General features: G+C 39.1%; 26 protein-coding genes. 18 read left to right on the top strand and 8 right to left on the bottom strand.

All coding sequences use genetic code 11. The features are described from left to right. Window positions 1-462: 462 nt before the first annotated feature. Window positions 463-942 (bottom strand): CBO0543 family protein, encoded by a 480-nt coding sequence (locus tag BTR25_RS09050; protein ID WP_075687738.1) that lies wholly within the window; start codon window positions 940-942, stop codon window positions 463-465. A gap of 398 nt (window positions 943-1,340) precedes the next feature. Between BTR25_RS09050 and BTR25_RS09045 the strand changes: the two genes are divergently transcribed. Next, a complete protein-coding gene (locus BTR25_RS09045) occupies window positions 1,341-1,865 on the top strand; it encodes a CBO0543 family protein (RefSeq protein ID WP_075687737.1) in 525 nt (174 codons plus the stop codon). 49 nt (window positions 1,866-1,914) lie between these two features. Here BTR25_RS09045 and BTR25_RS09040 read toward each other — a convergent pair whose 3' ends face one another. Beyond that, window positions 1,915-2,280, bottom strand: coding sequence for an SCP2 sterol-binding domain-containing protein (locus BTR25_RS09040; protein ID WP_075687736.1), 366 nt, complete (start codon window positions 2,278-2,280; stop codon window positions 1,915-1,917). Window positions 2,281-2,566: 286 nt separating this feature from the next. On the opposite strand from BTR25_RS09040, the gene BTR25_RS09035 reads away from it, so the two are divergent. The 3 genes from BTR25_RS09035 (at window position 2,567) to BTR25_RS09025 (ending at window position 5,210) form a co-directional block, all read left to right on the top strand. Continuing rightward, window positions 2,567-3,841 carry a M48 family metallopeptidase gene (locus tag BTR25_RS09035; RefSeq protein ID WP_075687735.1) on the top strand — a complete coding sequence of 425 codons (1,275 nt, stop codon included), beginning with the start codon at window positions 2,567-2,569 and terminating at the stop codon, window positions 3,839-3,841. A gap of 102 nt (window positions 3,842-3,943) precedes the next feature. Continuing rightward, a complete protein-coding gene (locus BTR25_RS09030; RefSeq protein WP_075687734.1) occupies window positions 3,944-4,663 on the top strand; it encodes a hypothetical protein in 720 nt (239 codons plus the stop codon). Between the two features lie 127 nt (window positions 4,664-4,790). Next, window positions 4,791-5,210 carry a hypothetical protein gene (locus tag BTR25_RS09025; protein ID WP_075687733.1) on the top strand — a complete coding sequence of 140 codons (420 nt, stop codon included), beginning with the start codon at window positions 4,791-4,793 and terminating at the stop codon, window positions 5,208-5,210. Window positions 5,211-5,228: 18 nt separating this feature from the next. On the opposite strand, the gene BTR25_RS09020 is transcribed toward BTR25_RS09025, so the two are convergent. Then, window positions 5,229-5,678 (bottom strand): GNAT family N-acetyltransferase, encoded by a 450-nt coding sequence (locus BTR25_RS09020; RefSeq protein WP_483295245.1) that lies wholly within the window; start codon window positions 5,676-5,678, stop codon window positions 5,229-5,231. A gap of 166 nt (window positions 5,679-5,844) precedes the next feature. Between BTR25_RS09020 and BTR25_RS09015 the strand changes: the two genes are divergently transcribed. The 3 genes from BTR25_RS09015 to BTR25_RS28405 all read left to right on the top strand — a co-directional run bounded on the left by BTR25_RS09015 (window position 5,845) and on the right by BTR25_RS28405 (window position 8,148). Then, window positions 5,845-7,053: an MFS transporter gene (locus BTR25_RS09015; protein ID WP_075687731.1), complete on the top strand. Its 1,209-nt coding sequence runs from the start codon at window positions 5,845-5,847 to the stop codon at window positions 7,051-7,053. 108 nt (window positions 7,054-7,161) lie between these two features. Further along, complete coding sequence (locus tag BTR25_RS09010) at window positions 7,162-7,587, top strand: VOC family protein (protein ID WP_075687730.1); 426 nt, start codon at window positions 7,162-7,164, stop codon at window positions 7,585-7,587. Between the two features lie 432 nt (window positions 7,588-8,019). After that, window positions 8,020-8,148, top strand: coding sequence for a hypothetical protein (locus BTR25_RS28405; protein ID WP_303046820.1), 129 nt, complete (start codon window positions 8,020-8,022; stop codon window positions 8,146-8,148). Window positions 8,149-8,194: 46 nt separating this feature from the next. Here BTR25_RS28405 and BTR25_RS09005 read toward each other — a convergent pair whose 3' ends face one another. The 4 genes from BTR25_RS09005 to BTR25_RS08990 all read right to left on the bottom strand — a co-directional run bounded on the left by BTR25_RS09005 (window position 8,195) and on the right by BTR25_RS08990 (window position 12,277). After that, window positions 8,195-10,066 carry a PTS fructose transporter subunit IIABC gene (locus BTR25_RS09005; RefSeq protein ID WP_075687729.1) on the bottom strand — a complete coding sequence of 624 codons (1,872 nt, stop codon included), beginning with the start codon at window positions 10,064-10,066 and terminating at the stop codon, window positions 8,195-8,197. Between the two features lie 14 nt (window positions 10,067-10,080). After that, a complete protein-coding gene (gene pfkB, locus BTR25_RS09000) occupies window positions 10,081-10,998 on the bottom strand; it encodes a 1-phosphofructokinase (protein WP_075687728.1) in 918 nt (305 codons plus the stop codon). Then, on the bottom strand, window positions 10,995-11,744 hold the full coding sequence (locus BTR25_RS08995; RefSeq protein WP_075687727.1) for a DeoR/GlpR family DNA-binding transcription regulator: 750 nt from the start codon (window positions 11,742-11,744) through the stop codon (window positions 10,995-10,997). Before BTR25_RS08995 ends, pfkB begins: the two co-directional genes overlap by 4 nt. A gap of 326 nt (window positions 11,745-12,070) precedes the next feature. Then, on the bottom strand, window positions 12,071-12,277 hold the full coding sequence (locus BTR25_RS08990; protein WP_075687726.1) for a zinc ribbon domain-containing protein: 207 nt from the start codon (window positions 12,275-12,277) through the stop codon (window positions 12,071-12,073). A 122-nt stretch (window positions 12,278-12,399) separates the two neighbouring features. Here BTR25_RS08990 and BTR25_RS08985 point away from each other — a divergent pair, with 122 nt between their 5' ends. From BTR25_RS08985 to BTR25_RS08945, 9 genes are all read left to right on the top strand, one after another. Next, a complete protein-coding gene (locus BTR25_RS08985; protein ID WP_075687725.1) occupies window positions 12,400-13,218 on the top strand; it encodes a Cof-type HAD-IIB family hydrolase in 819 nt (272 codons plus the stop codon). Window positions 13,219-13,558: 340 nt separating this feature from the next. Further along, complete coding sequence (locus BTR25_RS08980; protein WP_075687724.1) at window positions 13,559-14,251, top strand: response regulator transcription factor; 693 nt, start codon at window positions 13,559-13,561, stop codon at window positions 14,249-14,251. Then, window positions 14,229-16,454, top strand: coding sequence for a histidine kinase dimerization/phospho-acceptor domain-containing protein (locus BTR25_RS08975; protein ID WP_075687723.1), 2,226 nt, complete (start codon window positions 14,229-14,231; stop codon window positions 16,452-16,454). The genes BTR25_RS08980 and BTR25_RS08975 overlap by 23 nt, the downstream gene beginning before the upstream one ends. A 30-nt stretch (window positions 16,455-16,484) precedes the next feature. Continuing rightward, a complete protein-coding gene (locus BTR25_RS08970; protein ID WP_254842663.1) occupies window positions 16,485-17,003 on the top strand; it encodes an RNA polymerase sigma factor in 519 nt (172 codons plus the stop codon). Window positions 17,004-17,248: 245 nt separating this feature from the next. Continuing rightward, window positions 17,249-17,533, top strand: coding sequence for a YggT family protein (locus tag BTR25_RS08965; protein WP_075687722.1), 285 nt, complete (start codon window positions 17,249-17,251; stop codon window positions 17,531-17,533). 240 nt (window positions 17,534-17,773) lie between these two features. After that, complete coding sequence (locus tag BTR25_RS08960) at window positions 17,774-18,340, top strand: hypothetical protein (RefSeq protein ID WP_075687721.1); 567 nt, start codon at window positions 17,774-17,776, stop codon at window positions 18,338-18,340. Window positions 18,341-18,388: 48 nt separating this feature from the next. Further along, window positions 18,389-19,129, top strand: coding sequence for a metallophosphoesterase family protein (locus tag BTR25_RS08955; protein ID WP_075687720.1), 741 nt, complete (start codon window positions 18,389-18,391; stop codon window positions 19,127-19,129). A 13-nt stretch (window positions 19,130-19,142) separates the two neighbouring features. Then, entirely contained in the window at window positions 19,143-19,340 is a 198-nt protein-coding gene (locus BTR25_RS08950) for a hypothetical protein (RefSeq protein ID WP_075687719.1), read from the top strand. 18 nt (window positions 19,341-19,358) lie between these two features. Further along, window positions 19,359-19,781, top strand: a complete 423-nt coding sequence (locus BTR25_RS08945) for a DUF1801 domain-containing protein (RefSeq protein ID WP_075687718.1) — start codon at window positions 19,359-19,361, stop codon at window positions 19,779-19,781. Window positions 19,782-19,836: 55 nt separating this feature from the next. Here BTR25_RS08945 and BTR25_RS08940 read toward each other — a convergent pair whose 3' ends face one another. Continuing rightward, entirely contained in the window at window positions 19,837-20,859 is a 1,023-nt protein-coding gene (locus BTR25_RS08940) for a phosphotransferase (RefSeq protein ID WP_075687717.1), read from the bottom strand. Window positions 20,860-20,935: 76 nt separating this feature from the next. On the opposite strand from BTR25_RS08940, the gene BTR25_RS08935 reads away from it, so the two are divergent. Next, window positions 20,936-21,472: an HD domain-containing protein gene (locus BTR25_RS08935; protein ID WP_075687716.1), complete on the top strand. Its 537-nt coding sequence runs from the start codon at window positions 20,936-20,938 to the stop codon at window positions 21,470-21,472. 25 nt (window positions 21,473-21,497) lie between these two features. Further along, the gene (locus tag BTR25_RS08930; RefSeq protein WP_075687715.1) at window positions 21,498-22,004 is read left to right on the top strand and encodes a GNAT family N-acetyltransferase; all 507 of its coding nucleotides are present in this window, start codon (window positions 21,498-21,500) and stop codon (window positions 22,002-22,004) included. Window positions 22,005-22,015: the final 11 nt, after the last annotated feature.

Raw genomic sequence — 22,015 nt, 5'->3', positions numbered from 1 at the left:
ATTATCTTTTGGAACAATGAGATCATAAATTCCTATATATGGGCTAAGATTGAATGAATCTTGAAAGGAAATCATTTCGGTACCACCTTTAAAGTCTTGTTACCTTAATTATAAAATAAAAAGCAGTTGAAGGGTTGATAAAATCAACCTTCAACTGCCTCAAAACAAAGGACTTTTTCAGTGCCCTCAGCGTAGCGACGAGGAGGCTCCCCGGCACGCCCGCGGAAAGCGAAGCACCTGGAGGGGAAATCAACAGGCCTTGGTGCATAGGCAATTAAATCAAAAACAATCAATTTTTAAATCAAACAAAATGAAAAATTGCCGAGAAAACTACCCTTTCTCGACAATCTGACCCTAAATCTTAGGGTTTTTCTATTTTTACTTATCAAAAGCTTGATTATATTGATTTAGGACAGGGGCATAGTGAAGCAGCTAATCAATCGGTTGATTAAAAGAAATATATTAATTTTCGTACGTATATTTCTTTAAAGATTTTCTTACTGCACCAATAAAGATGCGAATAAATATAAATATAGCTGTTTCGGATAGTAAGGTATGATGCCAGCTCCATCCATTGCGAAACTTAATAAGTTTCGTGCTGCGTTCAAAGATTACTTCTGTAACCGTCATGGGAATGCTGAATAAAAAAGCTTTCAAGAATATCCCAGCAGTATTTGAATGATAGGTCATTCGGTTATAGACAACACATGTTAATGGAAATAAAAGATAATCAAATAAGACATTTATTCTAAAATACTCTGGTAAAAACCGAACGGGATAGGTCACTTTCTTCTGCCTTGTAACTATTGAATCTAGGAAGCTTGACATAAAACCCTTTAGCAAATAGATAATAATCCAATCTTTTAGTCGGTCTCTTTTAAACACAACTGGCAATAGCCCTAGGCCGATTGCAAGGAGTCCACTTAAAATCCGCCGTTCCACTTTATCACATCCCTTTTATTAGGATGTGTGCCTTCTGAAAAATTATGAGTAGTTAAAGCAATTTAAAAGGTTGTACCTCCTCTAAACTCAAGCGATTTAACGTGTAAGCCTGTCTCTTCCAATACTTCTCTTTTACAGCTTCCGTGCGGAGTTTAACTAGGTTCGATCTTACCTCCAACACCCGTTCCACACTTCCCCTTCGGTTCCTTTGCCCTTAATAACACTAACATTTCTTCATCCTGTACCATGAAACCTAGCGTAAAGTTCAAGTACGGCACACCTTCTCTACATTTTTTTATGTTACTAATAAAATTATCATAGAACATAGGGCGGGATTACCTTACATCTTTTTTTATTTCAAGGAGAAAATAAAGGTAAAAATAGTTGGAGTGTATGAGATGCTCATCATATATGTTTTAGTTTTTCTAGTAGCAGCCATTATTTGGGGAGATTGGAAGGGCTGGCGTGTATACTATCCAACGATTTTATTCTTTATTGTTGGCGACCTTTTGAAGAACTTTTTACTATATAATCATTGGCTGTGGACCTACAAAGAAACGATGTTTTTTGAAAATATACTTAGAAATCATACAATCATTAATCTGATGGTTATGTTTATTGGATATCCATCAACAATCTTCTTATATCTTGGCCGATTTCCTCGCTCAAAAGGGAAACAAGCAGCGTGGGTTGCTTTTTGGGTTTTTCTATATTCGATCTTGGAGTACATAAATCTTCATTATTTGCATTTAATTAGACATCACAATGGTTGGAATATGCCGTGGTCGGTGGTATTTAATATCGTGATGTTTCTAATGCTTAGAGTCCATTATAAAAATCCGCTGTTAGCGTTGGGGCTATCCGTTTTATGGATCTTATTTTTACTGCAGATGTTCCCGATACCGATTGACAAAATGAAGTAATGGTTATAAACAAAGCAGCGCCTGGATTTGCGCTGCTTTACATTTAAATTTAAAATGGCTCTCTAATATTATACCTGCGAAGAATGCTTTCGATTTTTAAGCCAATGCTAATGTTGCCTACCACGCGAACCTTACCTGTCAACAAAGCCATCGTTCCGCTTTGCTTTCCTAAAACAAACTTTTTGAAATTATCATAAGACAATTGCATCGTACAGTGGGGAGTTGTCTCCACGCCTTTTATGATCGTTAACTTTCCATCTTTAAAGGTATGCTGGTAGGTTCCTTTATCCTCACCGTAAACGTCATATTGAACGACAGCTTCAAAACCGCGGAGGGGACCGGGATTGGCATTAAAAATTTCTTCAATTCTTTCCATCAGGTCTGCTAAAGAATACTCTTTAATCGTTTTTACCATGCAAAAAACCCCCTACATATGAAGAATTTGTATATGTTAATCATACTAGGAAGTGCCCTTTTAAAAGGGTGAAAACTTTTCGAACATTTCAATAATCCCCTTTTATAAAAATTTAGACGATATAAACTCCTTCTATAGAAGAATAAGCTGCAGAGTGGAATCTGAGATGGTTATTTACTAAGGGAGGATTACTTTATGGTAATCCTTTTCTTATTGAAATTATTTTTTTAAAAAAATAATTGATTGTGGAAACTATGGAAGACGCAGAGTATAGGGGGTAAGCAATATGGTTGATGAAAAGGCTCTTATTCATAAACAAGAGAATATCCTGTTTGTTTGTTCAACGATTCTTTCTGTGATTTCGGTTATTATTCTATTCGTTACCATCATCGGGATCCCGATTCTATTTGGCTTAGCTGCAGCCACGCTAATGTCTCATGCTGTCTCAATGGCGTTTATACGAATGAACGGAATTCAATTATCAGAAAAGCAATTTGCTGATTTGTATCAGCGAGTGGTGACTCTTAGCGGCAAGTTTGGAATTTCCCAGATTCCCGAAGTGTATATTGTGGAATCAGGCGGAATTTTAAACGCTTTTGCCTCAAGGATTTTTGGATTGTTTGGCAGAAATATAGTGGTTCTTTATTCAGATATAGTTGAACTGATTGAGAGCGAACATGAGGATGAATTGGAATTCGTGATTGCTCATGAATTAGCCCATGTTAAAAGAAATCATATGGTAAAAAGATTCCTTACCTTCTTGGCCATGTGGGTACCGTTTCTCGGGGAAGCCTACTCTAGGGCATGTGAATTTACTGCCGACCGAATGGCCTCAGCTTATACAGAGAAACCGGAAAAGGCCGTACGAGCATTAACTGTACTAGCAACAGGCAAGTATTTATTCCCAAGAGTAAATAAGGATGAGTACCTAAATCAGTACAACGATAAAAAGGGTTTCTTTATAACCTTTACAGAACTATTGTCTACACATCCAGCCATACCTAGAAGAATTTTCGAAATTGAATCGTATGCTGGAAAAACTTCAGTTGCTATAAAAAGAAAGCCTAAGTTAAGTGTGATGATTATAGTAGCCGCTACCTTACTTGCGACAGCCCTGGTAATTTGGTCTACATACACGATCATTAAAGATACCATTAGCTTTACAGGTGAATTATTTACTGCAGGAGAACTAACTGAATTAATGGATGCTGTCATTAATGATGATCAAACAGAAATGGTGAGATTATTAGAAGAGGGAACAGATCCTAATGAACAGGAACAGGAATATGGTTCGACGGCTTTGATTGTTGCTGCAGATAATGATCTGCTTGAAGCAGCACAAATACTACTAGAAAATGGTGCAGATCCTAACCTTTCCGATTTCTATGGCAACACACCCCTAATGGGGGCGGTTTTTATGGAAAATAAAGAAATGGTTCATATACTTTTAGAAGCGGGTGCAGATCCTACTATTACAAATGAGGATGGGATGTCACCGATCTCCCAAGCTCAAGATTTCGGCTATGATGAGTTAGTGGAACTTATGGGAAAGGGAAAGTAAGGCTTTATCAGCAGATCAAAAAATTTGCTCTCCCCTATGGTCTATTACAGGCACGTCCGGCAATAGGATAGTCTGGAAGCATTATACTGGGGAGTGAACCATATGAAATGGTGGTTTGTTTTAATCCTTACCGTTTTCATTGCAGGCTGCAATCAATCAGATGATCAAACTCATGAAACTAATCAGCCTTCAGTTGAAAGCGAAAGTGAACCAGAGGAACAGCAGGATGTTGTTGAACCTGAGGAGTCTTCTGGTCAAGGAACCCCGAATGACCTGCCAGGTAAAGGTTCGGGTCAAGTTTCTCCAACAGAACAGCCGAATAAAAGCCCTGCTGATGGTTCGTCGATTAGAGGACAGACAGAAATAGCCGGCATCTTAAAAGTTAAACAAAAAGACATGGTGATTCTATTTCATGACGATATCCAGATTGAGAAGCTGCTGCATGAAGGGGAATATGATGTAGTTAAGATGGTGCCGAGTGAAGAGCATGTCGGAGTCATAAAATATTATCTTTCTAACAAGGAATATGTCTATATTGATGATTCTTATAAAGAGATGGTGGAGTTCTTCCCGAATATGGGTGAAGAGGTTCACGAAGAAGAGGTTATTGGCACATTAATTATAAATGAGCCTGATATCATTCTTCTGTATGATGACGCAGCAGGAACAAGTACGACCGTACCGGCGGGGCATTATAACGTCATTCGAAAAGAAGAAACACCCTACCCTGATACATTTCAATTTTATATCAGCGAAAAAAAATACTTTTACTTAAATGACTTGGCTGACGAATATGTTGAATATATCAAGAAGACTTCATAAATGAAGCAACCTAGCATACTTTTGCTAGGTTTCTTTTACTGAGAGCAGAAATAGAAAGAACTAAGGATAATAATGCAGGTTATTGTGGAAGAATGAGGGGGACGGACTTAAAATAGGAGGGAGATCCATGATTTCATTAAGAGGGGATGCTCATAAGATTTTCCTTCGAACGAAAAGAACGGTACAAAAGGGGCAGTCCATCCAGAATTTAAAAGAGTTTAAAGAGATAGAAGATATAAAGGAACTTTATCAATCACTTGATAGCGATACCTTGAAGTTAATCCATTACCGAATGATTAAAGAAAAAAATGGATCGGGAATTATCCCGGTTTTTGTTACGTCTATACCTTGGCTGTTATTTCTTTTTTCCAAGCAATTGTCACAGTTTTTATTTACGGAAGGACACTGGCTATGGGCGATTTTTGGGTTTGTGTATCTGCTTGTACTGACCATAAGCGTTATCCTTCATTTTCGTGAAAAAGCTTGGGCAGCTTTTCATATGGAAATCATTCAAGATATCCTAGCCGAAAGGAAGAAGGACCTCTAGGACCTTCTTCTTCATTATTTATTCTATTTCATAAACCAGCCAATCAGAGATTTGCCCTCCTGATTTGTTATAGAGAGATTGTGCCACAACATTATCCTTCGCTGTTTCCCATGTCATGTAGGCATAACCATTTTCTCTAATGTATGCTAAGCATGTTTGGAACAAATTTTCTCCAACTTTTAGTCCTCTTGCTTCTGGTGAAACGAACAAATCATTTAGAATGGCTGCCTTTTTCACTTGCAGTGTGCTGAAGGTGAAATAAAGGGTCGCAAAACCTACTAACTGTCCATCTCTTTCTGCGACAAATTGCAATCCACTTGAGGGGTTATTTTGAAGATGCAGGATTAACCCTGTAAGGTCTTCTTCCGCTGGTCTTGGCTTTTTGTAAAAATCAACGATATATTGGAACATAAGCCCCTTTAATGATTGGATATCTTCTTCATTTGCTGGTCTAACGATAACATTCATTATTTCATCCCCTAAAAACATGATACTTTGATTTTAATCCTAAACTGTTCTTTAGAGAAGGCAGTTTTTTTTTACTTTTATGAAAAATACAAAAAATGTCTAGTATTTCGGGTGACGAAGTATTATGATAAATAATAGTATTTTTTCAACATAGGAGACGATTAGCATGTCAACTTGGAAACGTAATTTATGGGTACTTTGGATTGGGATGTTTTTTACATCAGCAAGTTTTTCCATGGTCATCCCCTTTTTGCCGATCTTCTTACCGCAAATTGGTGTCCATGAACATATAGAAATATGGTCAGGTTTATTATTTAGTGCCGCCTTCTTCGCAGGAGCGATTGCTTCGCCGTTCTGGGGAATGGTTGCCGACCGTTATGGAAGAAAGCCGATGATTATCCGTGCGGGATTTTTCCTGTTTGTGATCTATACACTGGCCGCATTTGTCACTAATCCATATCAGCTGTTAGTGTTACGCATTATGCAGGGTCTTTTAACTGGATTTATTCCAGGTGCGATTGCATTGATTGGGACAAATACACCAAGTCAAAAAGTGGGCTATGCTTTGTCGATGGTTTCAACAGCTACCGCATCCGGAAGTATTTTAGGGCCGCTGATGGGCGGGGGAATCGCGCATTTAGTCGGAAACAGGTTAGCCTTTGCGACGGCAGGTTCCATTGTATTAATTGCAACCATCCTTGTGGTGTTTTTAGTTAAGGAGGAAAATTTCACTCCAAGTAAAAAGGGTGGCTCTTTGAAAAGCAGCCTATCAGAGGCATGGCATAATCGTCCTTTTATGACAGTCCTGCTCTTGACGGTGATTACGGCAAGCTCCGTTATGACGATCGAACCTGTACTTCCTTTATATATTTTAGATTTAGGCGGTTCCGCTGAAAATGCATCGCTGCTCGCTGGGATTGTCTTTTCACTGCCGGGTATTGCGAGTGCCATTTTTGCACCGTTCTGGGGGAAATGGGCAGATAAGGTCGGCTTTCACCGCGTCCTTGTCATCGGGTTACTTGGCGGCGGGATCGGTATGGTCGCACATATTATATTTAGTAGTATGATCGGTTTTTCGATTATTCGTTTTATCTTTGGTGTGTTTTTCTGTGCTGTCTTCCCAGCGCTTAATGGACTCGTCGTCAAATCAACATCAGAGGATTTTCGCGGGAGGGCATTTGGTTTAAATCAAACGGCCACCCAGATTGGCGGGATGCTTGGGCCAATTATCGGAGGCGTTATTGGAGGATTTTTCCCTGTTCAAAGTGTGTTTGTCGTTACAGGAGTCTTGCTATTAGTTGGGATGGGAGCGGCTTATTGGAAGAGTAGTGGGTTTGGTCAGGTTACACAGAATAGAGTAGTGGTTAGAAAATAAATCCTGGGTGGGTGCCTGGGATTTATTTTTGCTTTTATTAACTAATTATGGTAATATTAATTACGAACATAAGTTCTTTTTAGTGAAAAATAAGTCGAGGTGTTTGAGATGATTTTAGGTTTACATCCTTATTTAGTGTTAAATGGAAATGGACAAAAAGCTGTGAAGTTTTATCAAAGCGCATTAGGGGCGGAGGTATTAAGTCTTCAAACCTTTGGTGAAATGCCTGAAAATCCAGAATACCCAATGCCTGAGGAAGCAAAAAATCGTGTCTTACATGCGGCTCTTAAAGTGGGCGAGTCCGTGATTATGCTTTCAGACACCTTCCCTGGACAGCCGTATGAACTTGGGTCACAGCTATCAATCGCATTAGTCTTAAATGATGTAGAACAATCAAAGGAAATCTTCGAAAAGCTAAAAGAAGGCGGCAGAGTGGGTATGCCATTACAGGAAACCTTCTGGAGCCCATCCTACGGTACAGTAACAGACAAGTTCGGCATCAACTGGCAGGTTTCAACCGAAACTGGACAATAGCAATTGAGAAAAAGCCCAAAATCCTAGAGGATTGGGCTTTTTCTTGTGTGGGTAGCTGCGATAACTTATTGATGCGGAAATTAGTTGCACGAAATACTACCGGATGGTGCGAAAAACTACCGGATAGTGCGAAATACTGTCAGATGGAACGAAATACTATCGGATAGCGAGAAATACTATCGGATGGCGAGAAATACTATCGGATGGCGAGAAATACTATCGGATGGCGGAAAATACTATCGGATAGCGGAAAATAAAATCGGATAGCGGAAAATACTATCGGATAGTACGAAATACTATCGGTTGGCGCACGCACCCACAAGTCGGATAAAATAAATAGGTATATTTTCACAGGAAAATAGAACCATAATAAATGGCGGCCGCTAAGAAAGCGGCCTTCCAACATAAGTACATAGCAAGAAAGGAGACCCAATGACAAACAAAAACGATAATCGCAAACAGCCTCACACTGGCAGCAGTGACACGGAATTCGGATCGGAAGCAGGCTTAAGCAAAAAAGCAAGGAAGAAAGCACAGAGAGAAAATAGGAAGAATAAATAAAAAAAGGGCAAACCAATCATACGAATTGGTTTGCCCTATTCAATTGTTAATTTGTTACTGGCTTTTTCAAGACTCCCATTAGTAATGCGGAAACAAAAGCTCCAATGATGACTGCCACTAAATATAGCAGCCAGCTTCCGTCAACTAGTGGGATAACGAACAATCCGCCGTGTGGGGCACGAAGACCGATACTGAACATCATCGATAAAGCACCTGCTACTGCTGAACCAGCCATTAATGACGGGATAACACGAACTGGATCCGCTGCTGCAAATGGAATCGCACCTTCAGTGATAAAGGATAATCCCATAATGTAGTTAACTTTTCCTGCTTCTTGATCTTGCTTGTTGAACTTTTTCTTAAATAATGTAGTCGCCAACGCAATACCTAATGGAGGAACCATACCCGCAGCCATGATGGCTGCCATTGGCTCGTATACACCGTTTGCTAAAAGGCCTGTTCCAAATACATAAGCTGCCTTGTTTACTGGACCACCCATGTCAAATGCCATCATTAATCCTAAAATAATTCCTAGTAAAATTGCATTTCCGGTTCCAAGGCCTGATAACCAATCAGAAATTGCAGTGTTTAATGCACCAACTGGCTTGTTTACAACGAATAACATGATAAATCCAGTAATTGCAATACCTAATAATGGATAGAGAAGAATCGTCTTAATACCTTCTAATGAAGATGGCATACCTGCAAGTAATTTTTTCAATCCTACTACCACATAACCTGCTAAGAAACCTGCGACAAGACCGCCTAAGAAACCTGCTCCACCGCTAGTTGCCATCATACCGCCGACCATACCTGCAGCAAAACCTGGTCGATCTGCAATACTCATGGCGATAAATCCTGCTAATACTGGTACCATCAGGGCAAATGCGTTTCCGCCGCCAATGGTCATGAGTGCTTCAGCAATAGGATGGAAACTTGGATCATCTGGATTAAACGCATTGAAACCGAACATAAAGCTGATTGCGATTAAAATACCACCGCCGACTACGAATGGAAGCATGTTGGAAACACCGCTCATTAAGTGCTTGTAGATGGTTGCCCCAATGCCTCTTCCGCCTTGTTGGGTTTCAGAAGTGGACTTTCCGCTGCCACGATAAATCGGAGCATCCTGCTTTAAAGCTCTTTCAATTAGTTGCTGTGGTTTGCGGATTCCATCTGCCACGGCCGCTTCAATCACGTGCTTGCCGTTAAAGCGGTCCATTTCAACCTTTGTGTCTGCCGCAACAATGACTGCTACTGCGTTTTCGATATCTGAAGCTGTTAAAACATTCTTAGCTCCGCCAGAACCATTGGTCTCAACTTTGATGTCGACACCCATTTGCGCTGCTTTAGCCTTTAAAGCATCCGCGGACATATACGTGTGAGCAATACCTGTTGGACAAGCTGTCACGGCAACAATAAATTGCTTCTTACTCGCCATAGACTGTTCCTCCTCTTCTCCTTCTTGGTCATAGCTATTAATGATATTGATGACATCATCCTTAGACTTTGCCGTTAGAAGCTGTTCCCGGACTTCTTCTTTCATAAGGATCGTGGACAGTCGTGCTAGTGCTTCTAAGTGTGTATTGTTCGCTCCTTCAGTTGCTGCGATCATAAAGAATAGGTGTGCTGGCTGTCCGTCAAGCGAGTTATAATTTACTCCGGAAGTTGAACGGCCGAACACAATCGCAGGTTGTTTTACCGCTTTTGTTTTCGCATGCGGAATCGCAATGCCCTCACCAATTCCAGTTGTACTTTGTTCTTCTCTTTTTAAAATTGCCTTTTTAAATTCTGACCTGTTGGTTAACTTACCAGCAGTGTCTAGAACGGTAACTAGTTCCTCGATGACATCTGATTTTTGGTTACTTTTTAAAGAAAGATTAATCGTTTCTTTGGTTAAAAGCTCTGTTATTCTCATAAGAGCATTCTCCTCTATAGTGATTTAGTTTCTAATTTGACTTGTGTTAATAAGCTTTCTACTCTTTCAGGGGTACATAAACCGATGGAAAAAGCAGTTGCACTTCCTGCTGCGACACTAAAGCGAAACGCTTCTTCAATTGAATTTGTTTTTTCGTACGTTGCAATAAAGCCTGCCACCATAGAATCTCCTGCGCCAACTGAGCTTTTTACCTCACCTATAGGGACAGTAGCGATCAACGCAGTGTCCTTTGTAATAAGAACAGCACCGTCTCCCGCAAGTGATACAATCACGTTTTCTGCACCGCTTTTAATGAGTTCTTTTCCGTATGGAATGACTTCTTCACATGTTGTAATGGTGGTATGAAATAAATCCCCAAGCTCATGATGGTTCGGTTTAATCAGAAATGGTTTGAAGGGTAGGACTTTCTTTAATAATTCGCCCTCTGCATCAACCACAAACTTCGTCCCGTTTTCATTGCACACTTTTACAAGTTCTTCATAGGTACTGTCTGGCATGGAAGAAGGGATACTTCCTGCAAGCACGAGTAAATCTTCACTGGTAAGCCCGCAAATTTTTTCCTTCAACGCTTCAAAACTTTCTTCTGTAATCATAGGTCCTGCAGCATTAATTTCTGTTTCTGTACTAGATTTAAGCTTTACATTGATTCGTGTATCTTCGCTTACTTTAACGAAATCAGTTTGAATAGCTAGTGATTGTAAAAAGCTATTTATATAATCACCGGTAAAACCACCAAGGAACCCGAGGGCTTTACTGTCGACATCTAATCTTTTTAAAACTTGTGAGACATTAATCCCTTTACCACCGGCTAATTTAGTTTCCTTCTTTGTACGGTTTAAATCACCCAATGCGACTTGATCGAGTTCCACAATGTAATCTAGTGATGGATTCAACGTTAGTGTGTAAATCATGGAGTAACCACCTTTATCTTTGTCTTGCTGTAGAATTGTTCTTTTGTGTTCATGTCTAATTCATTTGTAATGATAGTTGCCTGGTGCAGGTCAGCAATTTTTGCAAAAGCAATTTCTGAAAACTTTGTTTCATCAGCCACTATGAATGCTTCACGACTTAGTGAAATGGCGAGTTGTTTGATCATGGCTTCTTCCTGATCTGGTGTTGTATAGCCAAATTGATGATGGATCCCATTGACACCCATAAAACATTTATCAAATCGATATTGTTCTAGACTTTCAAGAGCACCCCGGCCGATAATCGCCTTTGTGGTTGGCTTTGCATAGCCGCCGATAATATATGTTTTTATATTTCTTTCAAAAAGTTGATTTACATGCATAAGCCCATTCGTTACGACAACGATATTCTCGGGGAGAAATGGAATCATTTCAACAATCGTCGAACCAGCATCAAGATAAATGCAATCTCCTTCTTCCACTAAACTGCTGGCAAATTTGGCTATTTGCCGTTTTTCTTGAAGGTTTTTGGAAGATTTCTCTGTCATGCTTGGTTCTTGAAGCTTTCCTTGGAGCCAAGCTGCACCTCCGTGAACTCTTTTAAGAAATTTTGCTTGTTCTAACTGTATTAAATCACGACGTATGGTCGACTCGGAGGTGTTAGTTAATTCAACAAGTTCTTGAAGTTTAACTGTATTTTTTAGCTTTAATGTATCTAAAATTAGTTGATGGCGTTCTGGTTCTAACATTTTGATTTGCCTCCTAAAACGCTTTCATTTAACTGTAAGATTAGTTTACTTCAAAATCCTCCAAAAATCAATCATAAAAATTCACAAACTATCAAACTACTTCACAAAGCGTTCACAGAAAGAGAATCATAGTGTTCGGGGAAGATAAACATGGATTTTAAGGAATTTACTAGGAGTTGGAATTTTGATAACGGGGGCCTTGATGCCCGGATTGATGGTGAAAAGAAGAAAACGGTCATCAAGAAGAGGTCATGATGACCGAAAAGATGACAGAAAACAAAAAACGGTCATCATGATTTGGAAAAATAAATACTGGTCTTTTTACATTAACCTCCGAAGAATAGATCGACTATGTTTGAGGCAGTAGAGGATTTCTTGTTGTAGAACTCGGAATAGCCACAGTTTTTGCAGAAAATAACGATGAATTTGTTGTGTTGAATATCAAGCATTTTAGATAAGCCAGTTCCGGTCATAGCTACTTCTTTCGTACCAGTATCTCTACTACCGCATTTCATACAACCTTTTTCACTCATGTTAATTCCCCCTGATTGGAATTTCTCCTAATATTTACGAATGAGCAAGTGGAAAGTTTCGTGTTATGATTAAACTATCAAAATAGAAGCTGTATGAAAAACAGGAGGGATTAAAGACAATTATGAAATGTTATTCAATCGATCTAGACGGTACATTGTTAAACTCTGAACATGAGATTTCAGAGGAAAATGTGAAAACGATTAATGAATTGCAAGAGCAGGGGCATACCGTTATTTTAAATACAGGACGGGCTTATGCGGATGTGATAAAACTAAAGGCCGTTCAAAATATGGAGATTCCTATTTTTTGTGTCAATGGTTCTGTCTTATATTCTAGCCAAAGAGAAATTCTGTTTGAGGCGACGGTCTCAATGACAATTTACAAAGAAATCTTTCCAATGTTAAAACAATTAGGTGTAGGGATTCTCGTTTACACCAATTATGGAGGCTTTCCATCGACACTGCCGCCATTGCATGCAAAAAGTAAAGAAGAGCTTACTACTCTATTTAAAACGTATAATTATGATCAAATCCTTGAAAAAGAGAATCTGAAAATCTACAAACTAATCGCACTAACACACCATGATGAACTAGAAAAAGTAGAAGAGGTTAAGCGTGCGTTAGACGGAAAGTTTGATATTTCTATGGCATCATCCTTCCCAAATAATGTAGAAATCACTTCAAGTGAAGCTCACAAGGGTAAGGCTTTGCTGCGTTATCAGGATATGATGGATTTATCTTTTGATGAGATCTTTGCGTTTGGTGATGGTGGAAATGACCTTGCCCAATTTGAGGTGGCAACAACATCGATTGCAATGGGAAATGCCCCGCTTCATATTCAACAACAAGCGGATCTTGTTTCTAAGACCAATGACGAAGATGGATTTGCCTATGCTGTTAAAAATCTATTAAACTTCCAAATTGCGAAGAAGACTAGATAAATATATTCATTAATGTGAAACTTTTTATGATTATGCTTCGACTAACTATGTAACCCCCCCTAGGGTTATGTGAAATAGGACCCAGCTTTGCGCTGGGTTCATTTATTTTTCCCCCAATCGGCAAAAACCCACCATATATCGAAAAAAATTAAATATATCGGCAAAACTCCGATTTTACCGGCAAAAACCTCCAACATATCGGCAATCCTACCGCAAGCCCCCCAAAAAAATTAAATTCCTAGTAAAATAAATTAAGAAATTCTTAAGATTTTTCCTATCTTAGTGTTAAGATTTTCCTATTACTATATGTATAGACGCTGCTAGAAAGAGGGCTGGATAGATGAGTAATTATAATGTATTAGTTGTTGATGATGAAAAGGAAATTCGCGATGCCATTGAGATTTACTTGAAAAATGAAGGAATCACCGTGATTAAAGCAAATGATGGGATGGAAGCGTTAGACATCTTAAGTGAACAACAGGTGCATCTTATCATTTTGGACATCATGATGCCGAGACTGGATGGCATTTCAGCGACGTTTAAAATTCGTGAGAAACAAAATATCCCGATTATTATCTTGAGTGCCAAATCAGAAGATACCGATAAAATATTAGGCCTCCAGGTTGGTGCGGATGACTATGTGACCAAGCCCTTTAATCCAATGGAGCTTGTAGCCCGTGTTAAATCACAGCTTCGAAGATACGTCACTTTTGGGACTTTTGAGGGGATTAAAAAAGTGATCGACCTGAGGGGATTAACGCTCGACCAATCCGCTAAGGAAGTAACGGTTCATGGTGAACAGGTAAAGCTTACGCCAATAGAATATAAGATAGTCAAACTGTTGATGACAAATGCTGGGCGGGTGTTCTCAATAGATGAAATCTATGAGCGGGTTTGGAAGGAACCGGGGTATAATGCGGAAAATACCGTTGCCGTACATATTAGGAAAATCCGTGAAAAGATCGAAATAGATCCGAAGAATCCTAGATTTTTAAAGGTGGTATGGGGAATTGGATACAAAATGGAAAAGTAGCATCAAACTGTATGTCTGGTCTTTTTTATTAATGATAGGGATTAGCGGGGTCGCAACCTTTCTTGTAGCAGGCAGCCAATATCTGCATAAGGATTATTTCCATACACCGGAATTTCAAATGGAGCTCGATCAATTTACGAGTCTTTTAAGTATATTTGAGTTTAGCGATGTGACCATTGATGAAGCAAAAAAGTCGATTATCGTAACCGAAGAAGAAATTAATGAACACCGTTATCGATATGGGGACTTACATGAGCAGGTCAGCAATATCAAAGCTCAATATGAATACCGCATCGAGGAAGCCCAAGCAACAGAAAACCAAGAGGCTGCTGATACTTACATAGAAGAACGAGATGGAAAAATTGAAGATATCACAAATAATTTTAAGAGTGATGACCATGTTAGACAGAAGATCATTCAAGAGAAAGAAAAGCAAATTGAAAGGTATTATAAAGAACGTGAAAGTTTGCGTGCTGAATTTTCAAGGTACGATAAAGTCTTCAGTTATTATTTTCAAAATACTAATTCAGATAAGGTCTATACAAACCTAGAAGAGTCAAAACAGAGCAGTTTAAATTCTTCCAACATGTTATTTGTAAAGGAATATAATGTCCCAGGGAAATTCTTCAGTAATTATTACGATCTCTCTGGTAAAGAAGTAATGGAAGGGTCAGCACTTTTTAGTACCGATGGTTTGTTTGAAGGAAAGATCGCTATCTCCAAAACCCTACCATCGACTGACTGGCTCATGGTTGAAGCTGAAAACTATAAGCAGGATCAAATGCTGCTATTAGCTAATAGCTTAGTTAGCTTAATACTTCTGGTTATTTGCCTTTTAACTGCTAGAAAAGCAAAGGCAGTTCCGGCTGGTATTGAGAAATGGAGACCCTATTATAATAAACTACCAATTGATGTCAGGCTGATTCTTTTAAGCATTGCAGTCATCGGTATGGCACTGTTTATAGCCGTGGTAAGCGATGGAATATTATATATAAATCAAGACCCGTATGTTTGGGGGACAGAGGTTATCTTAAGTCTAGTTGCGGGTGCACTATTTATAACATTGGTAATCATTCAGGGAAAGCTTCTAAAGGTAGATTTCACTAATTGGGCGGAGTGGGATAAGAGCCTTTCAAACTTCATCTGGAAGAACGGGAGAACACTCTACCATCGAGCAAAGCATAACTTTACTGATGCGTTTTTGGACCAAAGTACGGGGGCGCAGGTTTTCTTTGTTTTCATCGTTGTATTTATGCTAGGTGCGGCGGTTATTGTGGTAGCAGCAGAGCCATTCTTTTTGGTCTTTTATGCGATATTGCTGGCCATTGTTGCTGTCCCGCTTGGTCTACAAATAATGAAAAAAGTCGGTTATTTCAACCGCATCATAGAAAAAACAAACGAACTTGCCGCTGGAAAACAGGGAGAGGATCTGCCGGTAGTTGGGAAGACGGTTCTTGCATCTCTTGCAGCAAATCTTAATCTATTAAAACAAGGTGTGAAAAAGTCTCAATCAGAGCAGGCAAAGAGTGAACGTCTGAAAACGGAGCTGATTACAAACGTCAGCCATGACCTCAGGACACCGCTCACTTCAATTATTACGTATACAGAATTGTTAAAGACAGAGGACTTATCACAAGGAGATCGTGACGCCTATCTTGAGGTTATCGACCGGAAATCAAAACGGCTCAAGGTACTGATTGATGACTTATTTGAAGTATCGAAAATGACAAGTGGAAGTGTACAGCTGACAAAGGAGAAGATCGATTTGAACCAGCTGCTTGAGCAGGCTTTGGCGGAGTATGATGAAACGATATCTCAATCAAATCTTCACTTTCGGGTTACAAAAGCGGATCAGCCTGTTTACGCCCTTGTTGATGGACAAAAAATGTGGCGTGTTTTTGATAATTTAATTGGTAATGTCCTTAAATATTCGTTGGAAAATACAAGAGTATATATATCCGTCAAAACAGTGGATAGTCAGGCGATTGTAACCTTCAAGAATGTTTCTAAATATGAGCTCAGTGAAAATGTTGATGAGCTATTGGAACGATTTAAACGCGGAGATCAATCAAGGCACACAGAGGGGTCAGGTCTAGGGCTTGCGATTGTAAAATCAATCGTTGACCTTCATGAAGGAAGCCTCGACTTTGAAGCGGATGGTGATTTATTTAAAGTCAATATTTCGTTGAAGCTGGAGGATTAGAGTCTTTCAATGATGGATGGAGGTGAGGTTTTGAACGGCACAATTCATTTTACTGATTTATATTCACTTTTTTATAAGCGGCTTTTTCTAATTGGCTACTCAATTACTAGGGACAAGTTCCTGGCAGAGGATGTGGTTCAAGAGACTTTTATAAAAGCATTTAATAAAGCAGATACACTTGAAGATAATGGGAAAATAGGAGCATGGTTATCGGTTATTGCCACCAGGACTGCGATTGATATCGCTAGGAGAGAAAAGAAAAACAAAGCCATTTTGATGGAGCGGGAAATGCTTGAATTTCTTGGAAAGGAGACGAAGGAAACGATAGAGCAAATAGTAGAGGCAGGATTCCTGCTGGAAGAAATCAAGAATGGAATTAGAAAACTGTCCCTTGAACAGCAAGAGCTGCTGATTCTACGTTTGCTGAAAGGTTTAAAGGAAGAAGAAATAGCCCATGTTCTCCATCTTAAACCTGCTACTGTAAAAACAAAGATTTACCGGGCGAAGAAAAGACTTAGATTTCTTGTTTTGGAAGCTAGAAGCGCGTAATGGATGCAAAATAATCATAGAGAATAGGGGCAAAGTAAAAGGCTGGTATGAATGACCGGCCTATTTAATATATTGTAATATCGACATTTTTAAGGTGATTACCTTGTCTTTTGCGGAGAAATTTAATAAGATTTAAAGTAACGCACAGACAGTTGCCTAAGAAAATCAGATTTTTTGAAACCTTATCAATGGTTAAACGTATAGGGTATGGTAAAAAAATTTCTACAGACGGGAAGATATATTGTATGGGCTCTTACATTTTACAAGTTGGACAATTTGCATTTGATCTTTATTATTGGTTAATTATAATCTCCATTTTTGGATCTTGGTTTCCTAAATTTAGCACGTCAAAAGTGGGCATGTTGATTGGGAGGTTGGTGGAACCTTACTTATCTATTTTCAGAAAGTTTATCCCGCCGCTTGGTATGATCGACCTTTCACCTATCGTCGCGTTGATTGCTTACCGCTATCTAGGGAGCTTTGCTTTAATGGGGCTGGGTGAATTATTAGGGATGATTGGGGCAGTATAACTTTGGCCATGGTTGTTGCTATGAAAAAAAATAAAATAATTTCAACAAAAAGGACGGATCTTTCATCAACGATTCGTCTTTTTTATTTTTAGGAAATTTTTTGCAGGATAAGATGATTAAATAGAGAAGTCTATAAACATAAGGTATTTTGCTCAATACCAACTTGCTAGACGTTACATATATGGATAAGGTCAAATCACATAATAAAATAAACTCAGAAAGGAAAGGGGAGCAATCCAGGTGTTATCTTTTGAGGAAAAGAAAGCAATTTTTCAGTCGTTTAAGTTAAAGAAAAAGGAAATTAGTAATGGCAGAGTAAGTTTTATTTACCCAGAGAGTAAGCAGCGAGGTCAAGTGCTTGCAACCCAAGTACAGCCGAGCGGAAATGGATATGTGGTCGGGAAATATATGTCGGAAGAAACGATTCAAAAGAATGGCTACTTGGTTGATTCCCGGGGCTGGATTTCGATTCGTGACTTTTCTAAAGTGGAAATGAAAAATGTCATCCGTGAAGCTGCCATGTCTATGTCTGGTGTTGAGATTGAACTCGACCCCGAACTCGACCTCAAAGCTGAACTCGAACCCGAACTTGAACTCAAAACAGAGCCCGAAACTAAATCCGCTATGGTGAAGGACATTCCTGAAAAGGTAGAGAAAAAAACAGCCCCAGATGAAACGATTGAAGCGTCATCAGCGTCTGAAAAGATAGGCTTCAATTGCCTGAATAATTGGCTTGAGCTGACGAAAGCAGTCACTGAATTAAACTATTTGGTATGGAGAGGTTTTTTTAATAGATTATCAAGATGATTTTGGAAGTAAGTATAATACTATAAGAAATAAGGATGGTAAAGATATTTGGATAAAATAGCAGTGATATCGGACATACATGGCAATATTCCTGCCTTACAATCGGTTCTTAAAGACATACAGGCAAGAGAGATCGAGTGGATTATTTGTTTGGGCGACCTAGTTGGAAAAGGACCCGAGTCCAGTAAGGCAGTTGAAAGAATTGAAGAAACCTGCAGAACTGTCGTAAAAGGGAATTGGGATGACTTTATTACCAATCCAACCGATTCTGAAACGTTAAACTGGCATCAAAACCAGCTAACTTCAAAACATCAGGATTATTTAAAGAATCTTCCTTTCTCCGCTGAATTTGTCATGAGTGGAAGACTAATCAGAATGTTTCATGCCTCGCCTAGAAGTCTATATGAACGAGTACAGCCATGGGACCCAATGGAAAAGCGTATAAGTCTTTTTGAAAATACCATTCATACAGAAAATATATTGGGCAATCGCCAGCCGGATGTTGTGTGCTATGGAGATATTCATAATGCCTACATTCAAAATTTCAATGGCAGGACTCTTTGTAATGTAGGAAGTGTTGGAAATCCGCTTGAAATTACCCAAGCCTCTTATACTATTTTGGAAGGAGAATTTGGTCGTGAGGAACCGAGCAGTTTTTCCATCCAGCAAATCCGTGTACCCTATGATATTGAACAATCGATTAGAGTGGCAAAGGAAATGGAGATGCCTGAGCTTGAGTCATATATTCAAGAACTCACAACTGCACGATATCGTGGTTTAAAGAAATAGGGGGAGTCAGCAAGTGGGACGTTATGTTAGTATCTTTTTCATGACAGTGTTTGTTGCAGTAGCGTTATTTTTTACTATTCCTGCATTATTTTCAGCGGGGTCCAGTGATATTGATTTACTTGTCTTCATTGGAATGATCCTGATCATCCTGGTATCTTTCGTGATTACTCAACTCTTTTACATAATGGATGTACTTAAAAAAAGGAAATAGAATGGGGGGATTTCAAAAATGTATGAATTAAAAACAAAGGAAACGGATCATAGTGTCATAGAATTTATTGAAGCCGTTGATAGTCCGAAAAAACGGGAAGATGCCTATAAACTGCTGGATATTTTTACAGAGACTTCTGGTTATCAGGCAAGTATGTGGGGGCCGAGTATTATCGGATTTGGCTCATATCATTATAAATATGAATCTGGACATGAGGGCGATGCACCATTAGTAGGCTTTTCTCCGAGGAAGGCAAAAATAAGCCTGTATTTTGCAACGGGTGATACGGCCCGTGAAGAGCTTCTGAAGAGATTTGGAAAGCATACATCAGGAAAAGCTTGTGTTTACGTTAATAAAGTTGCTGACATCGATACGGATGTTTTAAAAGAGTTAATCACACAATCGATTAAATTCTTGCAGGAAACCTATCCCAACCAATAATCGAACAATAGCCAAAAGCCAAATAGTTGATACTTGGCTTTTGGCTACTGATACTTCATTTGTACTCAAGACCTAACAATTGTCTGCCTGTATCTTCTAACCAATACAAATGGTCATTTGTTTTTACAATCTGCTCCTTCAAGATATGATCCTGGTCAATTCCGTCTAAATATCTCGCTAAAAAGTGTACAAAAACATCCAAACGTCTGAGCGTAATTAACAATGGAAGTGCATCCTTTTCCTCAGGTGTTAGGCTCACAACAGAGGAGAATGCTGCTAGGTAAATATGGATCTTTTCGTGTAGTTTCGTAGGATTTGGCTCCTTCACGGCTATTTCGGCAATACACACGGCTGCTTCCATTACACGTAAGTCCTGAGTTGCGAATTCAAAATCTAAGATGGCATTAATTCTATGATCATTCCCAACCAATACATTGGACTCGTTTAAATCGCCATGAATGAGTTGATGAGGGAGTCTTTTTAATTGCGGGACATAATTAATAAAATGGACGATTTGATCGGAGATTTTTTTTAGTTCTATACTATATTCGAGAAACTCCTCAGGAGGAGTGCTGCACCACTTCACTACCTGCTCAATCGGACAATTGGGATATGCGTTTTCAATTTCATAATAAGGACGGTACACAAAGGGCTGTTTAAGCTTTATTTTTTCCATAGCCTGTAACAAGAGTGCAGAGCTTAATCCAAAAGAAGATACTACTTCTCTACTCTCAAATTTAGGATTTTCCCCTTCGATATATTGATAAAGACAAGCAATTCTATTCGAGCCGTCTTGCAAACGAACTAGCGTTTCCTCATTAGCTGCAGGCACAGGCACGGGAACTTGAAAGGGCAGTTTCGCTCCTTCTGATAGTTTCACCAAAACTTCGTGTTCCAGCTCAACCTTTGATGCGTCTTTATGTGTTTCGTATACTCGAAGAATATATTTTTTATCCTCGACGCTTACATACCTTGTTGTGTTGTTGTAGCCGCTTTTGCCCGTGCTGACAACCCAAGGAGGTTTTTCCTGAAAAAAATGAACTAAAATATCATCAATTGTCTCTAAGGTTATTTTCATACCATGATCCTTTCCCATTATTAAAAAGTTAGGATTAGTATAGCATGGAATACGTATTTTTGAGGAGGATGTTTAGATGGAGTTAATTGAAAAGGCACTTCAGATAGCGAGTAAGGGACATCTTGGACAGGTTAGGAAAAATACAGACATTCCTTACTTCACTCACCCAGTTGCAGTTGGAATGATTTTAATGAAGGCAGGGTGCCGTGACGAGTTGGTGGCTGCGGGGATTTTGCATGATACGGTTGAAGATACAAAGCTTACATTAGAGGATATTAAAAGAGAGTTTGGGCCAAAGATTGCTGAGATTGTCGCTGGATGCTCAGAGCCTGATAAGAGTCTTTCGTGGCAGGAACGGAAAGACCATACCATTGATTTTTTAAAAATAGCATCAGAGGAAATCAGAATTGTCGCTTGTGCGGATAAGCTTCATAATATTAAAAGTATCTATAAGGATTACGAGCAGGTAGGGGATTCTGTTTGGTCCAGATTTAATGCAGGGAAGGAACAGCAAAAATGGTACTATACAAATATGGTTGAAAGTCTGGGGCATCAATCAAGTTTCCCGCTACTAGAGGAATTAAAAACAGAGGTAGAAAGGTTATTCACATAGTTTCATTAGAAGAGGGGGGACGATTATGGAGATTAGATTGCTAGCCCCTACAGATGCACATCAATACTGGCTTTTAAGGTTAGAAGCTTTAAAGGAAAACCCTGAAGCTTTTTCAACCAGCTATGAAGAAGCGGTTATGAGGGAAAATCCTTTAGAACAAGCAGCCAGAGATTTTACAACAGAGGGAATCTACACCTTTGGGGCATTTGAGGAAAAAGAGCTCATTGGCATGGTTACGCTGATGCTAGAGAAAAAGGAAAAACTAAAGCATCGAGCCAATATTTTTGCGATGTATGTAACACCGAAGAAACAAGGCTTAGGTGTAGGAAAAGCATTGCTTACAGCCGCAATACAAAAAGCAACAACGATTGATAGGATAGAAAAAATAAATTTATCCGTAGTAGCCTCTAATGAGAAAGCAAAGAAGCTGTATACTAATCTAGGTTTCAGCGTGTTTGGATCTGAAAAGAAAGCATTAATCGTAAAGGGTGTTTATTATGATGAGGAACATATGGATTTGCATATTAAATAAAGATGCCGATA

This window comes from Bacillus sp. MRMR6, assembly GCF_001940785.1.
Taxonomy (GTDB): domain Bacteria; phylum Bacillota; class Bacilli; order Bacillales; family Cytobacillaceae; genus Neobacillus.
This window is presented reverse-complemented; position numbering and strand designations above follow the sequence as displayed.